The organism is Phytohalomonas tamaricis, assembly GCF_003012345.1.
Taxonomy (GTDB): domain Bacteria; phylum Pseudomonadota; class Gammaproteobacteria; order Pseudomonadales; family Halomonadaceae; genus Phytohalomonas; species Phytohalomonas tamaricis.
Genome location: NZ_PVRV01000015.1, coordinates 18,408 through 37,380 on the forward strand (window position 1 = coordinate 18,408; position 18,973 = coordinate 37,380).

13 protein-coding genes and 1 riboswitch are annotated in these 18,973 nt (G+C 55.3%); of the genes, 4 read left to right on the plus strand and 9 right to left on the minus strand.

The features are described 5' to 3' along the window. Positions 1–285 precede the first annotated feature (285 nt). Both C3Z11_RS00750 and C3Z11_RS00755 read right to left on the minus strand, forming a co-directional pair. The gene (locus C3Z11_RS00750; protein ID WP_106475622.1) at positions 286–1,116 is read right to left on the minus strand and encodes a UDP-2,3-diacylglucosamine diphosphatase; all 831 of its coding nucleotides are present in this window, start codon (positions 1,114–1,116) and stop codon (positions 286–288) included. Between the two features lie 357 nt (positions 1,117–1,473). Then, positions 1,474–2,049 (minus strand): pesticin C-terminus-like muramidase, encoded by a 576-nt coding sequence (locus C3Z11_RS00755; protein WP_106475623.1) that lies wholly within the window; start codon positions 2,047–2,049, stop codon positions 1,474–1,476. Between the two features lie 250 nt (positions 2,050–2,299). Between C3Z11_RS00755 and polX the strand changes: the two genes are divergently transcribed. Next, positions 2,300–4,012 carry a DNA polymerase/3'-5' exonuclease PolX gene (gene polX / locus C3Z11_RS00760; protein ID WP_106475624.1) on the plus strand — a complete coding sequence of 571 codons (1,713 nt, stop codon included), beginning with the start codon at positions 2,300–2,302 and terminating at the stop codon, positions 4,010–4,012. Positions 4,013–4,062: 50 nt separating this feature from the next. Here the strand turns inward: polX and ahcY are convergent, their stop codons facing one another. The 5 genes from ahcY to C3Z11_RS00785 all read right to left on the minus strand — a co-directional run bounded on the left by ahcY (position 4,063) and on the right by C3Z11_RS00785 (position 11,903). Next, positions 4,063–5,475, minus strand: coding sequence for an adenosylhomocysteinase (ahcY, locus tag C3Z11_RS00765; RefSeq protein ID WP_106475625.1), 1,413 nt, complete (start codon positions 5,473–5,475; stop codon positions 4,063–4,065). A gap of 17 nt (positions 5,476–5,492) precedes the next feature. Next, positions 5,493–5,593: riboswitch (S-adenosyl-L-homocysteine riboswitch) on the minus strand. Between the two features lie 96 nt (positions 5,594–5,689). After that, a complete protein-coding gene (locus tag C3Z11_RS00770) occupies positions 5,690–6,958 on the minus strand; it encodes a cation:proton antiporter (protein ID WP_106475626.1) in 1,269 nt (422 codons plus the stop codon). Positions 6,959–7,000: 42 nt separating this feature from the next. After that, positions 7,001–8,011, minus strand: coding sequence for a PTS transporter subunit IIC (locus C3Z11_RS00775; protein WP_106475627.1), 1,011 nt, complete (start codon positions 8,009–8,011; stop codon positions 7,001–7,003). A gap of 192 nt (positions 8,012–8,203) precedes the next feature. Continuing rightward, positions 8,204–9,424, minus strand: a complete 1,221-nt coding sequence (gene metK, locus C3Z11_RS00780; RefSeq protein ID WP_106475628.1) for a methionine adenosyltransferase — start codon at positions 9,422–9,424, stop codon at positions 8,204–8,206. A 265-nt stretch (positions 9,425–9,689) separates the two neighbouring features. Beyond that, positions 9,690–11,903: a putative bifunctional diguanylate cyclase/phosphodiesterase gene (locus C3Z11_RS00785; protein ID WP_106475629.1), complete on the minus strand. Its 2,214-nt coding sequence runs from the start codon at positions 11,901–11,903 to the stop codon at positions 9,690–9,692. A gap of 343 nt (positions 11,904–12,246) precedes the next feature. Here C3Z11_RS00785 and tkt point away from each other — a divergent pair, with 343 nt between their 5' ends. Further along, a complete protein-coding gene (gene tkt / locus C3Z11_RS00790; RefSeq protein ID WP_106475630.1) occupies positions 12,247–14,250 on the plus strand; it encodes a transketolase in 2,004 nt (667 codons plus the stop codon). Positions 14,251–14,335: 85 nt separating this feature from the next. Here tkt and C3Z11_RS00795 read toward each other — a convergent pair whose 3' ends face one another. Continuing rightward, positions 14,336–15,388, minus strand: coding sequence for a class I fructose-bisphosphate aldolase (locus tag C3Z11_RS00795; RefSeq protein WP_106475631.1), 1,053 nt, complete (start codon positions 15,386–15,388; stop codon positions 14,336–14,338). Between the two features lie 296 nt (positions 15,389–15,684). Between C3Z11_RS00795 and C3Z11_RS00800 the strand changes: the two genes are divergently transcribed. Both C3Z11_RS00800 and C3Z11_RS00805 read left to right on the plus strand, forming a co-directional pair. Next, positions 15,685–16,719, plus strand: a complete 1,035-nt coding sequence (locus tag C3Z11_RS00800) for a type I glyceraldehyde-3-phosphate dehydrogenase (protein ID WP_106475632.1) — start codon at positions 15,685–15,687, stop codon at positions 16,717–16,719. 52 nt (positions 16,720–16,771) lie between these two features. Beyond that, entirely contained in the window at positions 16,772–17,941 is a 1,170-nt protein-coding gene (locus C3Z11_RS00805; protein WP_106475633.1) for a phosphoglycerate kinase, read from the plus strand. A 59-nt stretch (positions 17,942–18,000) separates the two neighbouring features. Here the strand turns inward: C3Z11_RS00805 and C3Z11_RS00810 are convergent, their stop codons facing one another. Continuing rightward, the gene (locus C3Z11_RS00810; RefSeq protein ID WP_262927157.1) at positions 18,001–18,867 is read right to left on the minus strand and encodes a M23 family metallopeptidase; all 867 of its coding nucleotides are present in this window, start codon (positions 18,865–18,867) and stop codon (positions 18,001–18,003) included. Between the last annotated feature and the right edge of the window lie 106 nt (positions 18,868–18,973).

Here is an 18,973-nt window from a genome sequence, read left to right on the forward strand (position 1 = left end):
TGCCCAATGCCGTTTCTTATATGCCAAACATTATTGCCACTACGCCGTAATATCGTCCTGTAAGCAATAAGCTTAAAGGCGAACAGAGCTGTCTAATAAAGCTAGTAAATTCTGCTTGAAATAACCCCAGCAAAGCAAAGGATTAACGATTTATTAACTGGAAAAATTTTCATCTCCCGAAGCAGAAGCGCAACGTCAGGGATCGAACTCAATAACAGAGCCGTCAAAAATGAAAAAGTGAGGAATAAGCGTAATGCCTTTCGCTATAGGCGGCTAGCGGCACGTTCATACATCCACCATATCACCGCGCGCGGAGACATGCGTTGCACTGGAGCCAGCCTCAATCGAGGGTGCAGTCATAAGAATCTCACCGCGCCAATCAATCAGGTGCAATTTACCGTCTTGCGTCTCCACCAGTGCCGTACAGTGCTCAACCCAGTCACCGTCATTGCAATACAGTATGCCGTCTGCGACACGAAAGCCTGCCTGATGAATATGCCCGCAAACATAACCGTCATAATTCTCCTGGCGTGCCCGTTCAAGTCCGAAGCCTTCAAAACGTGCGACGTAGCGCTGCGCAATACCTGAACGCTGCTTGATGGCACTCGCTAGTGACCAGTAAGACAATCCTAAAGCGTCACGCAGCTGAACACCTTGACGATTGATCCAGCGCATCACTTTGAAAGCCTGACTGCCAAAGGCATGTAGCCAAGGGGAAACGGCAACGTGCATTTGGTCATCGAATTCATCACCGTGACTCACTAGCAGGCGCCGCCCATCCTTAAGCGTATGGACCATCTCCTGTTCGATGCGAACATTATGCATCTGCAAACCACAAAGCCGCCGAAAGGCCGCATCATGGTTGCCAGGAATGTAGATCACTTCACAACCTGACTCGGCCATCTGCAGGAAGTAAGACACCAATGATTGCTGGGCAGACGTAAGCACGGCACGCCGACGCATCGCAATCAGGTCGAAAACATCTCCCACCAGATAAAGACGTTCGGGCTGGAACCGATGCAGCAACTGCATCAGCAATGTCGCTTGAGCATCGCGTGTGCCGAGATGAATATCGGAAATGAACAGTGTGCGGACATCATCATCAGTCAGCGCCATATAACTCCCCTCTCCTTGGGCGCCCCCATCCAGTGAAACGCATGAATAGACATGATAGCCAAGACAGGCGTATCGAGCGAGGCAAGACGGATAGGCAATTCATGCCAATGATGAGCTTAAAGTGCAGAAAACTTATGATCATAGAAACACATGGCGATTTTCACCACCGGAACACTATCGTGAAATGAGGATTATTCTTGGTCTGTTACATCTCATAAGAGGATAGCTCTTTTACGGTATCTAAAACCGAAGGCGGGCGTGTATTGACCAGCCGTCACATGATATGTCGGGTCTATTTTTGTGGATCGGCAACGTTCAAAGCAGCGCCGTCTCCCGGCGCTGCTTTTGATATTTAACCTAACGGTACAAACCCACTTCCAAATAAGTGGCTTCCTTGCAGCGTCGGGTATGATACGCGTCACAGAAATCGCGAAGCTCAGCGATCATCGCGGAATAATCCTCCTCAATAGCCATACGCCAGAACTTCGGCATACGCCGGGACAATTGCGGGCCATATTGAATAGCCAGACTAGCAAGCACCGTCGCCGCTTCCGGCAGAATATCATTCCAGTAGGCTGGCGCCTCCTTGTTATAGTTATTGGCCACTTCATCAATAAGCTTACCGTAGACAACATGATCCAATAGCTTGACGTCCTCATGCGAGAGGCGAAGCGGCCGAGCGCTCAAGAAGGCCAAGGCATCGCGGCCGCGCAGGCCGACATAAGGTAGCAGCTTCTTTTTAAGGCCTTCGCTCAGCGCAAGAGAATCCAAAAAGTTAGCATCCATCTGTCCTAAATCGACACCGTGCGCAACAGTGACGCCACTCTTGCTACCGTCAGGATGGGGCACCGTCGCGCCGGTGGCATCTCCTGATTGCTCCAGACTGTGGATAAAATCAAAGTCAACAACATCCAATACATTAGTTGTAGTCATAATTTACTAACCTCCTCAGCAATGCGTATGACTACACATTAGAAATTGTTGTTATCTCTGTCGCTCTGTCGCGGGTGTAGGAAGACAACGGACACTTACCCTTGCATGATTGCTACATGCCCATCTCACTCTCAACTACATGCCTATCGCCAAGTACCGAGCCCTGTTAGCCCTATCGCTACAACGGACCTGACCTCTGGGACAGCCAAGCTATGCTGAAAGATATTTTTCTATTCAGGAAACCGCGCCGATGCAGAACGCCGATATCGCCCGCCTTCTCAACAGGCTCGCCGACTTGCTCGAGATCGAAGGTGCCAACGCCTTTCGCGTACGCGCCTACCGCAGCGCCGCCCAGAGCGTTGAGGGCCTAGCACGTTCCATTACTGACATGCTCGCCAAGGAGGAGGATCTCGCCGCCTTACCGGGTATTGGCAAGGACCTTGCCGAAAAGATCGCCACGTTGGCCAATACCGGCACATTGCCGGCGCTTAGCGAGGCCGAACAGCGCACGCCCAGAGGATTGCTCGAACTGCTGCGCATCAGCCAGCTCGGCCCCAAGCGAGTCAAGACACTGCACGATCAGCTCGGCATCGACAGCATCGAGGCACTGCGCAAGGCGGCACGAGAAGGGAAGGTCAGCGCACTTTCAAGCTTCGGCAAGAAGACTGAGGAAAAGATCCTGGCTGAGGCTGAACGCATCGATGAGCGTGAGCAGCGTACTCGTCTCGATGAAGCCGGGCAGGCTGCCGATGTGCTGGTGGCCTACATGCAACAGTTCGACGGCGTCAATCGGATCACCGTTGCCGGCAGCTATCGCCGTGGCCGCGAAACCGTCGGCGATCTCGATATCCTTGTCACTTGTAACAACGATCAGGCTGTCATGGACCACTTCGTCGCCTATGACGGCGTGGCAGATGTCGTTTCCCAAGGCCATACCAGGGCCACGGTGCATCTCCACTCTGGCTTGCAGGTCGATCTGCGCGCCGTGGCTGACGAAAGCTACGGCGCGGCGCTCCACTACTTCACCGGCTCTCAAGCGCATAACGTTTCGGTACGCAAGATGGCTGCTGCCAAGGGCTTGAAGATCAATGAATACGGCGTATTCAAGGGTGACGAGCAGATCACCGCACGCAGCGAGGAGGAGGTATTCGCCCAGGTCGGCCTACCGTGGATCGCCCCCGAACTGCGCGAGAATCGCGGTGAGATCGAGGCAGCGCAGCAGGGCAAATTGCCGCGACTCGTCACGCGCGACGACATTCGTGGCGACCTGCACATGCATACCACCGCCTCCGATGGCAAGGCCAGCCTGCGCGAAATGGCCGAAGCCGCGCAACGACTCGGCTATGAGTACATCGCGATCACTGACCACTCGCAGCGGCTGACAGTCGCCAACGGCCTCGATATCAAGCGGCTGCGCCAACAGATGGAGGAGATCGACGCGCTCAATGCCGAACTCACCGGCATCACCCTGCTCAAGTCCAGTGAGGTCGATATCCTTGAGGACGGCTCACTCGACTTTCCCGACGAGGTACTACGGGAACTCGATATCTGCATCTGCTCGGTGCATTCCAAGTTCGAGTTGTCGCGTGCGCGTCAGACCGAGCGCGTGCTTCGCGCCATGGATAATCCCTACGTCAATCTTATTGCTCACCCGACCGGCCGGATCATCAACGGCCGCGAGGGCTATCAGCTCGATATCGAGGCCGTCCTCCAAGGTGCCAGGACGCGCGGCGTTCATCTTGAGATCAACGCGCAGCCTAAACGCCTCGACCTGCGCGATATTCATGTACGCATGGCCAAGGAGGTCGGTGTACTGCTATCGATCGACACCGACGCCCACTCGGTCGCACAGCTCGATAATATCGGTCTCGGCGTCTCCCAAGCGAGGCGCGGCTGGCTAGAGAAGAATGATGTGCTCAATACCCGGACACTGGCCCAGCTCAGGAAGGCGCTGAAGCGCTAAAAAAAACGCCGCCCCGAGGGGCGGCGTCACAGTATGCTTCAAGCCGATGCTTAGTAGCGATATTCGTCCGGCTTGAACGGACCTTCCTGCGGCACGCCAATATAATCGGCCTGCTTCTTGGTCATCTTGGTTAGCGTGCCACCAAAACCTTCGACCATGTAGCGCGCTACTTCCTCGTCGAGCTGCTTGGGTAACACCTTGACCGTGACGTTGGCGGTCTTCTCGCCTGTCGGCAGATCGGCGAATTTACCCTGATAGAGATGAATCTGCGCCAGCACCTGGTTGGCGAACGAGCCGTCCATGATCCGTGACGGATGCCCCGTAGCATTGCCGAGGTTGACCAAACGTCCTTCGGAGAGCAGCAGCAGATAGTCGTCGCTGGTGGGATCGAAGCTGCCCGGCTTGCCGTCACGATAGACCTTATGAACCTGCGGTTTGACCTCTTCCCATGCCCAGTTCTTGCGCATGTACGCAGTATCGATTTCGTTATCGAAATGGCCGATGTTACATACCACCGCTGCTTTCTTGAGCGCCTTGAGCATGGCGGCATCACAGACGTTGATGTTGCCAGTCGTCGTGACGACCAAGTCGATCTTGCCAAGCAGAGCCTTGTCGACGCTATCACCGCTTTCATCGTTGGTGCCATCGACATAAGGCGAGACGACTTCATACCCGTCCATGCACGCCTGCATCGCACAGATCGGGTCAACTTCGGCCACCTTGACGATCATGCCTTCCTGACGCAGCGAGGCCGCAGAACCTTTGCCGACGTCGCCGTAGCCGATCACCAGCGCCTGCTTTCCGGCGAGCAGATGATCGAGGGCACGCTTGATCGCGTCATTCAAGCTGTGACGACAACCGTACTTGTTGTCGTTCTTCGACTTGGTAACCGCATCATTGACGTTGATCGCCGGCACCTTGAGACTCGAACCACGCAGCATTTCCTGCAGGCGATGCACGCCAGTGGTGGTCTCCTCGGAAATGCCATGGATGGCATCCAGCAGCTCAGGGTACTTGTCATGCAAAAGGCCGGTCAGATCACCGCCATCGTCAAGTACCATGTTCGGTTTCCAGCCGTTAGGGCCTTCGACGGTCTGTTCGATGCACCACCAGAATTCCTCCTCGGTCTCACCCTTCCAGGCGAATACCGGAATCCCGGCGGCAGCGATGGCCGCAGCAGCCTGATCCTGGGTCGAGAAGATATTGCATGATGACCAACGTACGGTGGCGCCCAACTCGACCAACGTCTCGATTAGCACCGCTGTCTGGATGGTCATATGAATACAGCCGGCAATGCGGGCATCTTTGAGCGGCTGCTCGGCACGGTATTTCTCGCGGATCTTCATCAAGGCCGGCATTTCAGTCTCGGCAATACGAATCTCGCGGCGGCCCCAATCGGCCAGCGACATATCGGCAACCTTGAAATCGCCTTCTTTGGCACTGTCATACGCCATAGCGCACATAGTCCTACTCCATTCATCACGAATGGGCGCCGTTGAGTCGAGAAGATTCCGTCCGAGCCTCGCGGTGACGATGCCACTTTTGTCGTGGCATCGCTCCGCTGCAGCGCCCCTCGGACGGAGGCAAGATGAAACCGCACATGCGATTAAAACATATCGGCCAATTATAGCGGTCATGCAGCGCTAAGGGCCAATTCCTATAGCTGACGCAGCTTCCTCAATGCCCGGAATGTGATTCTCGCTCACTCTCCGAGGAGGAGCCCGCCACGCTCTTGACGAGTTTGCCAATCGTCAGGCCCTGCACCACGATCGAAAACAGCACGATGATGTAAGTGACCATTACCACTGCATTGCGATACTCGCTTTCCGGCAGGCCCAGCGCCAGCGCCACTGAAATCCCACCGCGCAGTCCGCCCCACGTCAGCACGCGTGTGGTGCCACGGCGATAATCGACCCAGTGCTTGATCGCCATCAAGGGCAAGCCAATCGTAATGAAGCGTGTCACCAGAATGACGATGATCAGTGGTGCTGCCACCATCAGATAGGACCACTCGAACGGAATCAGCAATAGTTCAAGCCCGATAAGTACAAACAGCACCGCATTGAGGATCTCATCGATCAGTTCCCAGAATCCATCGACATAGCGCCGCGTCGTGTCAGACATCGCATGCTCGCGGCCGCGATTGCCAATGAACAGCCCGGCGATGACCATCGCAATCGGCCCGGAGACGTGCAGGTGCGTTGCCAATGTATAGCCACCCAGCACCAGCGCCAAGCTGACCAGCACCTCGATCTGATACTGATCGATGCTTTTCATCATCCGATAAGCGATGTAGCCCATGACCAGCCCGAGCAGGATGCCACCGCCGGCCTCCTCAAGAAACAGCAATGCCGAATGGGATACGGTCAATGCTTCGCCTGCCGTCACAGCGCCCAGTAGCAGCGTGAACACCACCACCGCCACCCCGTCATTGAATAGTGACTCACCGACGATCTTGATCTCCATATCCTCGGGCGCACCGGCGCTACGCATGATACCAAGCACCGCGATAGGATCGGTCGGTGAAATCAACGCACCGAAGACCAGACAATAGAGGTAGGGGATTTCAAGATGAAAGGTAAGAAACAGCCACCAGGCCGCAGTACCAATCACTAGCGTCGAGATCACTACACCAATGGTGGCAAGGAAGCTGATGGAGTAGCGATAGCGCTTTAGCTTGCTGAAATCGACGTGCAATGCGCCAGCGAACAGCAGAAATGACAGCATGCCGTCCATCAACAAGGCATTGAAATTGATCTGCCCGAGCCAGGTTTCAGCCCAGTCGGTAATCGCATCGAAACCAACGTGCGTCAGCGCGATCAGCAGTACGGACGCCACCAGCGCGATGATCATCACACCGATGGTCGCCGGCAGTTTAATGAAGCGGTAATTGAACCACGCAAAAAGCGCAGTAATAGTGATGAATATTGCCGCAATTTCCAGCATGGAATCCCTTCCCTGTCGTTTCTATCCGTAGTGGTACGCAGCTCAGCCTTGGTGAATGGCCATATCGCCGGGCTTGATCCAGCCCCGTTTGCGCATTCCCTCCGACAGCACCAGACTCACCAGCGCCGGCCCCACGATCTGTAGTAACAATACGCCCAATACTGCAGAAAGCGTAAAACCCATGGTCTGAAAGGTCATGATCGGGCCAACCAGCCCACTGGTTCCCATACCAGCCCCTGCAGGATTGTTTTGCATGGCGAATAGCGTTGTCGCCAGCGGTGCAAACAATGCTCCGGCCACGGTCGGCGGCACCAGAATCCAGGGGTTTTTGACAATATTAGCGATTTGCAACATCGAGGTGCCGATACCTATTGCCAACAAGCCCGAAATACCATTCTCACGATAGCTGCTGGCAGCGAAACCGACCATCTGCGCAGCACATCCCACCGTTGCTGCCCCTGCTGCCACGCCCTTGAGCTCCAGCATGATGGCAATTGCCGCACTCGAAATTGGCGCTGTCAGCGCAAGTCCCATCACGATCGCAACAACGATTCCCATGATCACGGGCTGCTGATCGGTCGCCCACATGATGGTCTCGCCGATACCGACCAGTAGCGCATGGATGAGAGGTCCGAGACCGGCAGCGATGGCATAGCCAACAAATATGGTCACCAGTGGCGTGACAAGAATGTCGACCGGCGTCTCCTTTGATACTAGCTTGCCCACCTCAGTCCCAATCAGCGCCGCGACGAATGCGCCGGCCGGTCCACCCAGCGTTGCGCCGGCGGCGCCACAGACCAAAGCGGAAAAAAGCACCAAAGGAGGGGCGGATAACGCATAGGCCACACCGACACCGATCGCCGGCCCCATCAGAGAAATCGCAAGCCCTCCCATATCAACCAGGAATTCAATTCCCATCTGGGCGCCGATCGTCTTGATAATCAAGCCGATGATCAGCGAGGCGAATAGCCCTAGCGCCATATGGCTCAGGCAGGTAATGGCATAGCGACGGACGGAAGGAGTGACATTCTTGCGAGCAGCGAAGGCCATCATGAGCAAAACGCCTTATTGTAGTGTTGGAAGATAAGTATAACGGTCTGCAAATCAACCGAATAAGGACAAGATGAACATCATCATGGGCGTGGAGATAGTATGACCACAGCCCTGACAGGCAACCCAATATAGAAAAACTGACCTAAAAAAGCCCACGCAATGGTGGGCTCGATTTCATATAGAAGAAAGCACTCAGAGTTCGGCAGCGGCGCGCAATGCCTCAGCCTTGTCGGTCTTCTCCCAAGGGAAGGCCGTAAAGGTCTCGGTGTGTGATTCACCGTTGACATCCTTCCACGTATAGCTGTGTTCGAACGGATCACGACCGAAGTGACCGTAGGAAGCAGTGAGCTGATACATTGGATGGAGCAGGTCAAGCATACGAGTGATCGCAAACGGACGGAGGTCAAAATGCTCGCGTACCAGCTCTATGATCTTGGCATCAGATACCTTGCCGGTGCCGAACGTATTGATCGACACTGAGGTCGGGTCAGCCACACCGATCGCATAAGAGACCTGAATCTCGCACATATCGGCCAGACCAGCAGCAACGATGTTCTTGGCGACGTAACGACCAGCATAAGCGGCGCTGCGATCGACCTTGGACGGGTCCTTACCCGAGAAAGCACCACCACCGTGACGCGCCATGCCACCGTAGGTATCGACGATAATCTTGCGTCCAGTCAATCCACAATCACCCACCGGGCCACCAATCACGAACTTACCGGTCGGGTTGATATGAAACTTGGTCGATTCGGTAATCCACTCGGCTGGCAGTACGTCGCGAATGACCAACTCTTCGATAGCGTGACGCAGCTCTTCCTGAGAAATGCTCTCGTCATGCTGAGTGGAAAGAACAACCGCATCGACGGCGACAGGTTTGCCATCTTCACCGTAGCGAAAAGTGACCTGGCTCTTGGCATCCGGACGCAGCCAGGAGAGCGTACCGTTCTTGCGCAGCTCTGACTGACGTTCGACCAGGCGATGCGCATAGTGAATAGGTGCGGGCATGTAAGACGGCGTTTCATTGGTAGCATAGCCAAACATCAGGCCCTGATCGCCGGCGCCTTGGTCTTCAGGCTTGCTGCGATCCACACCTTGGGCGATATCCACGCTCTGCTTGCCGATCAGATTGAGCACGCCACAGGTAGCACCGTCAAAACCGACATCAGACGAGGTATAGCCGATATCGAGAATAACCTTGCGCACCAGTTCCTCAAGATCAACCCAGGCGCTGGTGGTAATTTCACCGGCGACAATTGCCACACCGGTCTTGACCAACGTTTCACAGGCTACACGAGCCTGCTTGTCGCGGGCGATTAGCGCATCGAGTACCGCATCGGAAATTTGATCAGCGATCTTGTCCGGATGGCCTTCAGATACGGATTCGGAAGTAAACAGAGAGTATTCGCTCATGAATGTTCTCGACCCTCTCGTCGATATCGTGATGAGGTGCCCGGCGAAGCAGATAACGCCGTAGGCCATAACGCAGCAAAGCGGCGCTCGACGAACCGGCTATCTGCCGGTAAATGAATCGGAAAGTTTACACGCTGGTAAGAAAAGTGCCTAGTAATGCAGTCACGACAGCGAGCTATCATCTTGCGAGGCCCAGACAGACCGAGGTATTTTTTATCCAGCTCAAATGAGATCAAGCCTACGTGGCACAGCGGGGAGCAGAGTTTTAACCTTCCTTTAGCCCATGTTTAAAGCTAGTGCCAGGTTGAGGAGTGCCCAGGAAGTGTCCTTGCAAGTGATTGATTCCCAGCTGTTGAAGCACTTCAGCCTGCGCCTCATTTTCAACCTCTTTCGCAACGACTTTAATGCCAAGTTCATCAGCAAGACTAACGATAGCGCGGACAATGGCCTGATCACGTTGATCATGAACGATATCGTGAATGAAGGTTGGCCCTATTTTCAAGCCATCGACAGGAAGCCGCTTGAGACAAGCAAGTGAAGAATAGCCACTGCCGAAGTCATCGATCGTCAGATGAATATCAAGAGCTTTCAAGGCATCCAACATCTCGGCGATTGCCTCGGGATCATTCATGATGACGGTTTCTTTGATTTCAAAAACCATCTGAATACGTCCTGCATCATCAGGCAGAGCAGTGATGACATCACGCACGCTATCGATCCAGTCAGCTTGCGCTAGCTGGCGTCCCGACAGGTTGATCGCCATACAAACCTTCGACGCACCGGAGACCTTAAGCCATGTTGCCGCCTGTCGATAGGCCTCTTTAAGTACCCAGCTATCGATGCATGTGATTAAGCCTGAGGCCTCAGCGACAGGAAGAAAATCACCCGGTAACAGAACACCCCGGGAGGGATGATGCCAGCGCAGCAGCGCTTCGACGCCATCAACTTGACCGCTGTGGCTATTCACTATCGGCTGGAAGTGGAGCTGCAGTTGGTCATGCTGCAGCGCCTCGCGTAAATCGCGTTCCTGGGTTAGACGTGTCGCTGCCTTCAACGTCATGCGTTGATTAAATGGCTGATGGTGTCCGCGACCGCTGTGCTTGGCTTCATACATCGCGGTGTCGGCGGACGTCAGCAAGGTTTCGGCATCTGAATTCTCATCGGCTATTGAGATACCGATGCTGGCGGAGACAAAAACGCTGTTGTCACCGATCAGAATCGGCTGTTCCAGCATGTCGGTAATGCGTCGCGCGACCTGTGAGGCCTGCTGAAAATCGTCAACTCCAGGGCACAGCACAACGAACTCATCACCGGCCAGCCGTGCCACCATATCATCGGGTCGCACACCACCAACGATGCGCTGTGCCACCGTCAGTAGTACTTGATCGCCTGCCTGATGGCCCAGGGTGTCGTTGATACGCTTGAAATGATCGAGATCAATGAAAAGCAGCGCCAGGTTATTATCGCCCCATGTCGCTAAAAGCTCCGTCAGCCGCTTAAAAAGCAGGCCACGGTTGGGCAATTCAGTAAGTGAATCGTAATGGGCACGCCGCTCCAGCTCATGAGCGATGCGCTGGCGTTCAGTGACGTCACGTGCGAAAGCATAAAATTCCGTATCTACATCCTGGAGTGCCCAGAGTGTGATCTCCACAAACAGTTCATGCCCATCACGATGTATCGCCGGCAGGCTCAGGTTGCGCCCAAGCACGGGTGCCTCACCTGTCTGCAGAAGATGCTGCAGCCCCAAGTGATGGGCATGACGATAGTGCTCAGCAATGATCAGATCATCGACAGGCTGACCCAGCACTTCGGCACGCGTCCAGCCAAACAGTTGCTGCGCAGCCGCATTCCATGCCGTTATGTTTCCGTTCTGATCCATGCCAATAAATGCATCTCCCGCCGCATCGAGTATACGGCTATGGCGCTGTTCATTAGCGATCATCTGCTGTCGATTCAACTCGCGGACAAAAACATGGCCAAGCTGGAGCCCAACATGATGCATGAGTAGCAGCAACGCTTCGTCAGGAGCTTGAGGGTTCAGCGCACCGAATTCCAACACGGCAACCACTTCATCCGCGGACAGCACCGGGAACGCATACAGCGCACATAAACCCGCCTCTAGTGCGACGCTGTAACGTGGAAAATTAACGTTTTCATTAATAGGCGCCTGCCATACAGGTTTACGCTCAGCCATAGCTCTGCCGGGTAGCTCTGACTGTGCAGAAAATGCAACCTCTACACTGGCTTGGCGAAACGCCTCAAAGCGGACGTTACTCATGGAGGGCGCCACATGCCAGAGCCCACTGGACCTCAAGGCGCCATCATGGTCACGCACAAATGCATGGCCCATTGGCCAGCCAGTCATCTCGCATATAGCGTTTAAAGCACGCTGCAAGGCCTCTTGGGTCGACACTGCTTCGTTGGCGGCAATGGCGATTGTTTCCAATAAACCGAAATAAGGCATGGCCGGCTCACTCATATAGGGACGCTTGTTGCTCGCATAAATCTCATCTGCTTTCAGGTCATTGACCGCAGTAATGCAACGACTATATGAGTTTCAGCCAAGCAGTAGATATCCCTTATGAACGGACCGGCACAGCCAAGGCGTCTTACGCTACATACAGCATAGAAACCTTTCAATTTGATACAGAAAAAGGGGGGATAACGCCAAATCTCATGCCTTGCCTATCCCTATCATCTTCTGGACACTATCCTGTATGAATTGAAACGCACTCTAAGCGGGAAACAGTGCCGTCCGAGCAGCTATCCTGTCTGATATATTTATTTCGTTCACCCGTCTGAAGGTAGGAGCCATTATCGTCATGCCATCTCGTCGCCAGCTCGCCAACGCGATTCGTTTCCTGTCCATGGACGCCGTGCAAAAGGCCAATTCCGGCCATCCCGGCATGCCGATGGGCATGGCAGATATTGCAGAAGTGCTGTGGAACTCTCACATGAAGCACAACCCGGCCAATCCGAGCTGGGAAGACCGTGACCGTTTCATCTTATCCAACGGCCACGGTTCGATGCTGCAATATTCGTTACTGCATCTGGCAGGCTATGATCTGCCCATTGAAGAATTGAAAAAGTTCCGTCAGTTGCATTCAAAGACGCCGGGGCACCCCGAACTGGGCTATACCCCAGGTGTTGAAACTACCACCGGGCCGCTCGGCCAAGGGCTGTCTAATGCGGTCGGCATGGCAATTGCCGAGCGTACGCTAGCCGCGCAGTTCAACCGTGAAGGCCATGAAATCGTCGATCACCGCACCTGGTGTGTGGCTGGTGACGGTTGCCTGATGGAAGGCATCAGTCATGAAGTCTGTTCGCTGGCCGGTACGCTCGGGCTTGGCAAACTGACCGTGTTTTATGATGACAACGGTATTTCCATCGACGGCGAAGTTGAAGGCTGGTTTACGGATGATACTGCCAAGCGTTTCGAAGCCTATGGCTGGCACGTTGTGCCCGATGTGGATGGCCATGATCCCGAACAGATCGAAGCTGCCATCGAATTGGCCAAGGAACACGACGACCGCCCCAGCATTATCATATGCAAGACCGTGATCGGCTTCGGCTCGCCCAACAAGGCCGGCACTGAAGCAACTCACGGCGCAGCACTGGGTGAAGACGAAGTGGCGGCGACTCGTAAGGCGCTGGATTGGCCGCACGCTGCTTTTGAAATCCCTGATGATATCTATCAGGCCTGGGATGCCCGCGAGAAGGGTGCCAAGCTTGAAAGTGAATGGGATCAGCGCTTTGAAGCCTACCAGAAAGAGTATCCTGAGCTGGCTGAGGAACTGATGCGCCGCCTCAAGGGCGAGCTTCCCCAAAACTTTGGCCCCGAGGAGTTCGACAGGCTGGTCAAGGAAGCCCAGGAGCGCAACGAAAAGGTTGCCTCACGCAAAGCGTCGCTCGCTGTCCTCAACGCTGTAGGCCCGAACCTGCCCGAGTTGTTCGGCGGCAGTGCGGATCTGGCACCGTCAAACCTGACGTTCTGGAAGGGTGCCAAGGCGATCAGCAAACAGGACCCGCACGGCTCCTACCTGCACTACGGCGTACGTGAGTTTGGCATGGGCGGCATCCTCAATGGCATGAGCACTCATGGCGGTTTCATTGTCTACGGTGCCACCTTCCTGACCTTCATGGAATACATGCATAACGCCGTGCGCATGGCTGCGCTGTGCCGCCGCCGCGTTATCTACGTATTTACCCACGACTCCATCGGCCTGGGTGAAGATGGCCCGACGCACCAGCCCGTTGAACAGCTTGCCGCGCTGCGTCATACGCCCTATCTCTCCACGTGGCGTCCTTGTGATGCAACCGAGACAGCCGCTTCCTGGCGTGCGGCCCTGACACGTCGTGATGGACCAACGGCTTTGATTTTTTCGCGCCAAGACCTGCCCGGTCAGGCGCGTAACGACAAACAGCTTGCCAACATCGCGCGTGGCGGTTACGTGCTAAAGGATTGCGAGGGTACGCCGGAGCTGATCCTGATCGCTACTGGCTCTGAAGTTGGTCTGGCAATGGATTCAGCCCAGGCGCTGGAAGAGAAAGGTCGCAAGGTACGCGTCGTTTCCATGCCTTGCACCTATGAGTTCGATCAGCAGGATGCAGACTATCGTGAGTCCGTGCTGCCTTCTTCTGTAAGACATCGCATCGCGATCGAAGCCGCACACAAGGACTACTGGTACAAGTATGTTGGCCTTGATGGCCGCGTAGTGGGCATGGACCGCTACGGTGAGTCAGGCAAGATCAGCGATCTGTTCCCGTACTTCGGCTTCACCGTCGATAATGTGGTCAAGACTGCTGAGGAATGCCTCGCGTCCTGATTTCATTTGTCCCTTATGCACAGGCCCGGCAATTTGCCGGGCCTGTGTTGTTTAGGACTGCTTAAATACGAGGTAGGTACCCAACTCAGGCGATGGTAACGTCCTTGGACAGGTAGACATCCTGAATGGCGTTAAGCAATGCCACGCCCTCCTTGAACGGCTTCTGGAACGCCTTGCGTCCCGAAATCAGTCCCATACCGCCGGCACGCTTGTTAATAACAGCCGTGCGTACCGCCTGCGCCAGATCGCTTTCACCGGCACTGCTACCGCCAGAGTTAATCAGCCCAGCGCGGCCCATGAAGGCGTTGGCAACCTGATAACGGGCCATATCGATCGGGTTATCCGACGTCAGCTTGCTATAGACATCATCATGCGTATGGCCAAAACCAACCGCCTTGTAGCCGCCATTGTTTTCGGGCAGCTTCTGCTTGACGATATCGGCCTTGATCGTTGCCGCCATATGAACGGCCTGACTGGTAAGATCGGATGACACATGATAATCCACACCTTCTTTCTTGAAGGCAGGATTACGCAGGTAGGACCACAGTACGGTCACCATCCCCAGTTGATGCGCGCGCTCGAAGGCTTCGCTGATCTCGGTAATCTGCCGGCGGCTTTCCGGCGAGCCATAATAAATCGTTGCCCCTACCGCCATGCAGCCCATGTCATGGGCCTGCTCAACCTGGGCAAACAATGTCTGGTCGTAGATCGCAGGGTATGTCAATGTTTCATTGTGGTTGAGCTTGACCATCATGGGGATCTTGTGGGCATAACGGCGCGCCACAGAAGAAAGCACCCCTAGCGTTGAAGCGACACAGTTACAGCCCCCTTCAATCGCCAGCTCAACGATGTTCTTGGGATCAAAGTAGATCGGGTTCGGCGCAAACGAGGCGCTGGCTGAGTGCTCAATACCCTGATCGACAGGGAGCATGCCCACATATCCCGTTCCAGCCAGCCGGCCATGATTGAATAGCGATTGCATGTTACGCAGTACGTGAGGACTACGGTCGTTGTCTATCATTACCCGATCGACAAAATCAGGACCAGGCAGATAAAGATCTTCTTTCTTGAACCCTGTACAAGTATGGCTGAGCAGGCTATCGGCTTCGTCACCTAGCAGCTTGGCAATATCAGTCATCGTGGTACTTCTCCTTGTTCATTTACGCGTGGAAGCCGCGACGCTCTCTCGACAGCAGCAACTCACACAATCTTGAGCATAAGCGACAACGCGTGTCACTTCATCACCCAACGCATCCTGTCTGCACACTCCAGCCAAATCTTATCCCTACCCCACGCAGTGGACCATACCATTTGGCGCTTGACGACGTTCTGCGACGCCTCACCGTTGCTCGCGCCATTCTTCTTGGTCACATCCACCGCTAATGCGCTACTATCGAGGTTCATATTACCGAGCTTATTATCAGCCCATTGCCTATGCCCTACCGAGTCGCCATCAACGGTTACGGTCGGATCGGTCGTTGCGTGTTGCGCGCATTTTTCGAGCGCCATGACCTGCCCTTCGAGATCGTCGCGATCAATGATCTCGCCGATCCCAACACGCTCGCCTACCTGACACGCTTCGATACAACCCATGGCCGTTTCCCGGGCCAGGTCGAGCTCAACGATACCCGGCTTACTATCAATGGGCATACGATAGAGCTGTTGCGTGAGCCTCATCCGGAACTATTGCCGTGGCGTGAACTAGGCATCGATCTTTTGCTGGAGTGCTCAGGAAGCTTTACCTCACGAGAAATGGCTGAACGCCATCTCGCAGCAGGCGCCGGGCGGCTGTTATTTTCGCAGCCTGCCAAGGACGACGTCGATTCGACCATCGTCTGCGGTGTCAATGATGCCTCACTTAAGCCTGAACATCGCATCGTCTCGGCCGCCTCCTGTACTACCAATGCGTTGATTCCGCTGCTCGATGTGCTCGACCGCACCTTTGGCATAGCGTGTGGCGTGACCACAACATTACATTCGGCCATGAATGATCAGCCTGTCATCGATGCTGCCCACCCCAGCGACCTGCGTCTGACGCGATCGGCAATAGCATCGATTATTCCGGTAGGCACCGGACTCGGACTCGGCATTACCCGTCTGATGCCACATCTGGAGGGCCGTTTCGAATGCCTGCATGTCCGCGTGCCGACGCTTAATGTCTCGGCCATGGACATGGCGATCACGGTCGAGCGCGATACTTCGGCAGATGAAATAAATGCGTTGATGCGCCAGGTCGCGTCAGGTCCACTGGCGGGACTCGTTGGTTATACTGAAGAACCGATGGCGTCTATCGACTTCAATCACGATCCGCGCTCAAGTATTGTGGATGGCACGCAGACCCGAGTGGCGGGCCGTCGGTTGATCAAACTATTTTGCTGGTTCGACAATGAATGGGGCTATACCAATCGCATGCTGGATGTCGCCCGGCATTGGATGACAATGCAGCCTATGCTTGCCCCGCGCGCCTGAACACTAACCCTGACTCTGCATATTCATCAATGACCCAAAGGAACACGTCGCCATGAACGTTCGCAAGATGTCCGAACTGGATCTCGCCGGCAAGCGAGTCCTTATCCGCGAAGACCTCAACGTTCCGGTCAAGGAAGGCCGCGTCACTTCGGATGCTCGCATTCGAGCCAGCCTTCCAACGATCAAAACTGCGCTGGAAAAAGACGCCAAGGTGATGTTGATGAGCCATCTGGGCCGGCCTACCGAAGGCGAGCCCGACGATGAATTCTCCCTGGCGCCGGTCGCCAATCGCCTCAGTGAGCTACTCGGCCGTAACGTACGTCTGGTCGATGATTACCTCGATGGCAATGTAGAAGTTGGCGACGGGGAAGTCGTGCTGCTTGAAAACGTACGCTTCAACAAGGGTGAGAAGAAGGACGACGAAGCGCTGGCCCAAGTCTACGCTAAGCTATGTGACGTCTTTGTCATGGACGCATTCGGCACCGCCCACCGTGCCCAGGCGTCAACTCACGGCGTAGCACGCTTCGCGCCCGATGCCTGCGCAGGCCCGCTGCTTGCCTCAGAACTTGATGCCTTGGAAAAAGCGCTGGCCAACCCGCGCCGTCCAATGGTCGCCATCGTCGGCGGGTCAAAAGTATCGACCAAGCTCGACGTGCTCAATTCGCTGTCCGACAAGTGCGATCAGCTGATCGTCGGCGGCGGTATTGCCAACACCTTTATTGCCGCAGCCGGCTACAACGTTGGTAAGTCACTGCATGAAGCCGACCTCATCGAGCAGGCCAAGGCGCTGATGAACAAGGTTGAGGTGCCCCTGCCGGTCGATGTCGTCGTTGCCACCGAGTTCTCGGAGTCGGCCAAGGCGGTCATCAAGCCAATCGATGAGGTCCAAGACGATGAGATGATTCTCGACGTCGGGCCGCAGACTGCACAAACCTTTGCCGCCGCGCTCAAGAATGCCGGCACTATCTTGTGGAACGGCCCGGTCGGGGTATTTGAGATCGAACAGTTCGGCGCAGGCACCAAGGCGATGGCCAAGGCCATTGCCGAAAGCGACGCCTTCTCGATTGCCGGAGGCGGTGACACGCTCGCAGCAATCGACAAGTATGGTGTCACCGAGCAGATTTCCTATATCTCTACTGGCGGCGGCGCCTTCCTCGAATACGTTGAGGGTAAGGAACTGCCTGCCGTAACCGCACTTAAAGACGCTGCCCAACAGGCTTAACCAACAACGGCGCGCCGTTCGGTGCGCCGTCTTCCCTCGGTTAGAACACAACTGTTTCCCTAATCACCGCGTTCCAGTACCAACAGCGGATCGATACGCACATCGAACCAGTTCATGCCCCAGTGCAGGTGCGGTCCGGTAGCACGTCCCGTCGCCCCCACCTTGCCGATGACATCGCCCTGCCTGACGCTATCGCCCACCTTCACATTAAGTTGTGATAAGTGCAGAAAGTTGGAGCTGATGCCGAAGCCGTGATCGAGCAACAGCGTGCCGCCAGTGAGATAAAGATCAGCACCAGCAAAGGTTATTACACCATCGGCTGGCGCTTTGACCGGCGTACCCTTGGGAGCAGCGATATCCATACCCGAATGAGCCGAGCCCGGCGTACCGTTATAGACACGTTGATTGCCGAAGCGGCCGCTGATGCGCCCCTTGACCGGCCAAATGAAATCCTGGGTGAAGCCAACACGGTTATCGTTGCGACGGCGCGCAGCACTGACCTTGGCTTGCTCACGCTGAATGCGTTCGGCGATCTTTGGCGGCGGTGCGACCGTCTTGGGTGGCACACCGTTGACCCGCTCGATCGGCCACTCGCGCGGGGTAATCTTCACCTGCGCTACCTGCGTATGCCCGTCAGGCGTCGTCACCTTGATATCGCTTGATCCTGAAGCGTCGCGTGCCACACCGAACACCACCGAACCATAGCCCGTCACCTGCAATTGGCGCCCAGCGTATTCTACCTCACTGCCTGTCGGCACCCTGCCGATCACCATTGCCCCCTGCTGTACGTGATCAGGGAAAACAATACGTGCGTCGCCCGCCCGTACCGAGGAACTCAAGGTAAAAGAAAACAGCATCAGCACAGCGGCAAACAAGAAACCTGTCGGCGTCGTCCGGCGTCGCTTGGGAATCGAAATAAGCATCATGGACCCACTTTACGGAAGTCTCGGTATTCCTTAGCACTCTACATCGTCATCGCCACGCGTACGACTCTGCCAACTCCGCATGCTTAGCGCCTAACACAAAAAAGCG

What these genes read in the sequence shown, in the direction of transcription:
- C3Z11_RS00750 (WP_106475622.1), bottom strand. Translation starts at nt 1,116, where the DNA reads ATGGCGCTGACTGATGATGATGTCCGCACACTGTTCATTTCCGATATT.
- C3Z11_RS00755 (WP_106475623.1), bottom strand. Translation starts at nt 2,049, where the DNA reads ATGACTACAACTAATGTATTGGATGTTGTTGACTTTGATTTTATCCAC.
- polX (WP_106475624.1), top strand. Translation starts at nt 2,300, where the DNA reads ATGCAGAACGCCGATATCGCCCGCCTTCTCAACAGGCTCGCCGACTTG.
- ahcY (WP_106475625.1), bottom strand. Translation starts at nt 5,475, where the DNA reads ATGTGCGCTATGGCGTATGACAGTGCCAAAGAAGGCGATTTCAAGGTT.
- C3Z11_RS00770 (WP_106475626.1), bottom strand. Translation starts at nt 6,958, where the DNA reads ATGCTGGAAATTGCGGCAATATTCATCACTATTACTGCGCTTTTTGCG.
- C3Z11_RS00775 (WP_106475627.1), bottom strand. Translation starts at nt 8,011, where the DNA reads ATGATGGCCTTCGCTGCTCGCAAGAATGTCACTCCTTCCGTCCGTCGC.
- metK (WP_106475628.1), bottom strand. Translation starts at nt 9,424, where the DNA reads ATGAGCGAATACTCTCTGTTTACTTCCGAATCCGTATCTGAAGGCCAT.
- C3Z11_RS00785 (WP_106475629.1), bottom strand. Translation starts at nt 11,903, where the DNA reads ATGAGTGAGCCGGCCATGCCTTATTTCGGTTTATTGGAAACAATCGCC.
- tkt (WP_106475630.1), top strand. Translation starts at nt 12,247, where the DNA reads ATGCCATCTCGTCGCCAGCTCGCCAACGCGATTCGTTTCCTGTCCATG.
- C3Z11_RS00795 (WP_106475631.1), bottom strand. Translation starts at nt 15,388, where the DNA reads ATGACTGATATTGCCAAGCTGCTAGGTGACGAAGCCGATAGCCTGCTC.
- C3Z11_RS00800 (WP_106475632.1), top strand. Translation starts at nt 15,685, where the DNA reads ATGCCCTACCGAGTCGCCATCAACGGTTACGGTCGGATCGGTCGTTGC.
- C3Z11_RS00805 (WP_106475633.1), top strand. Translation starts at nt 16,772, where the DNA reads ATGAACGTTCGCAAGATGTCCGAACTGGATCTCGCCGGCAAGCGAGTC.
- C3Z11_RS00810 (WP_262927157.1), bottom strand. Translation starts at nt 18,867, where the DNA reads ATGATGCTTATTTCGATTCCCAAGCGACGCCGGACGACGCCGACAGGT.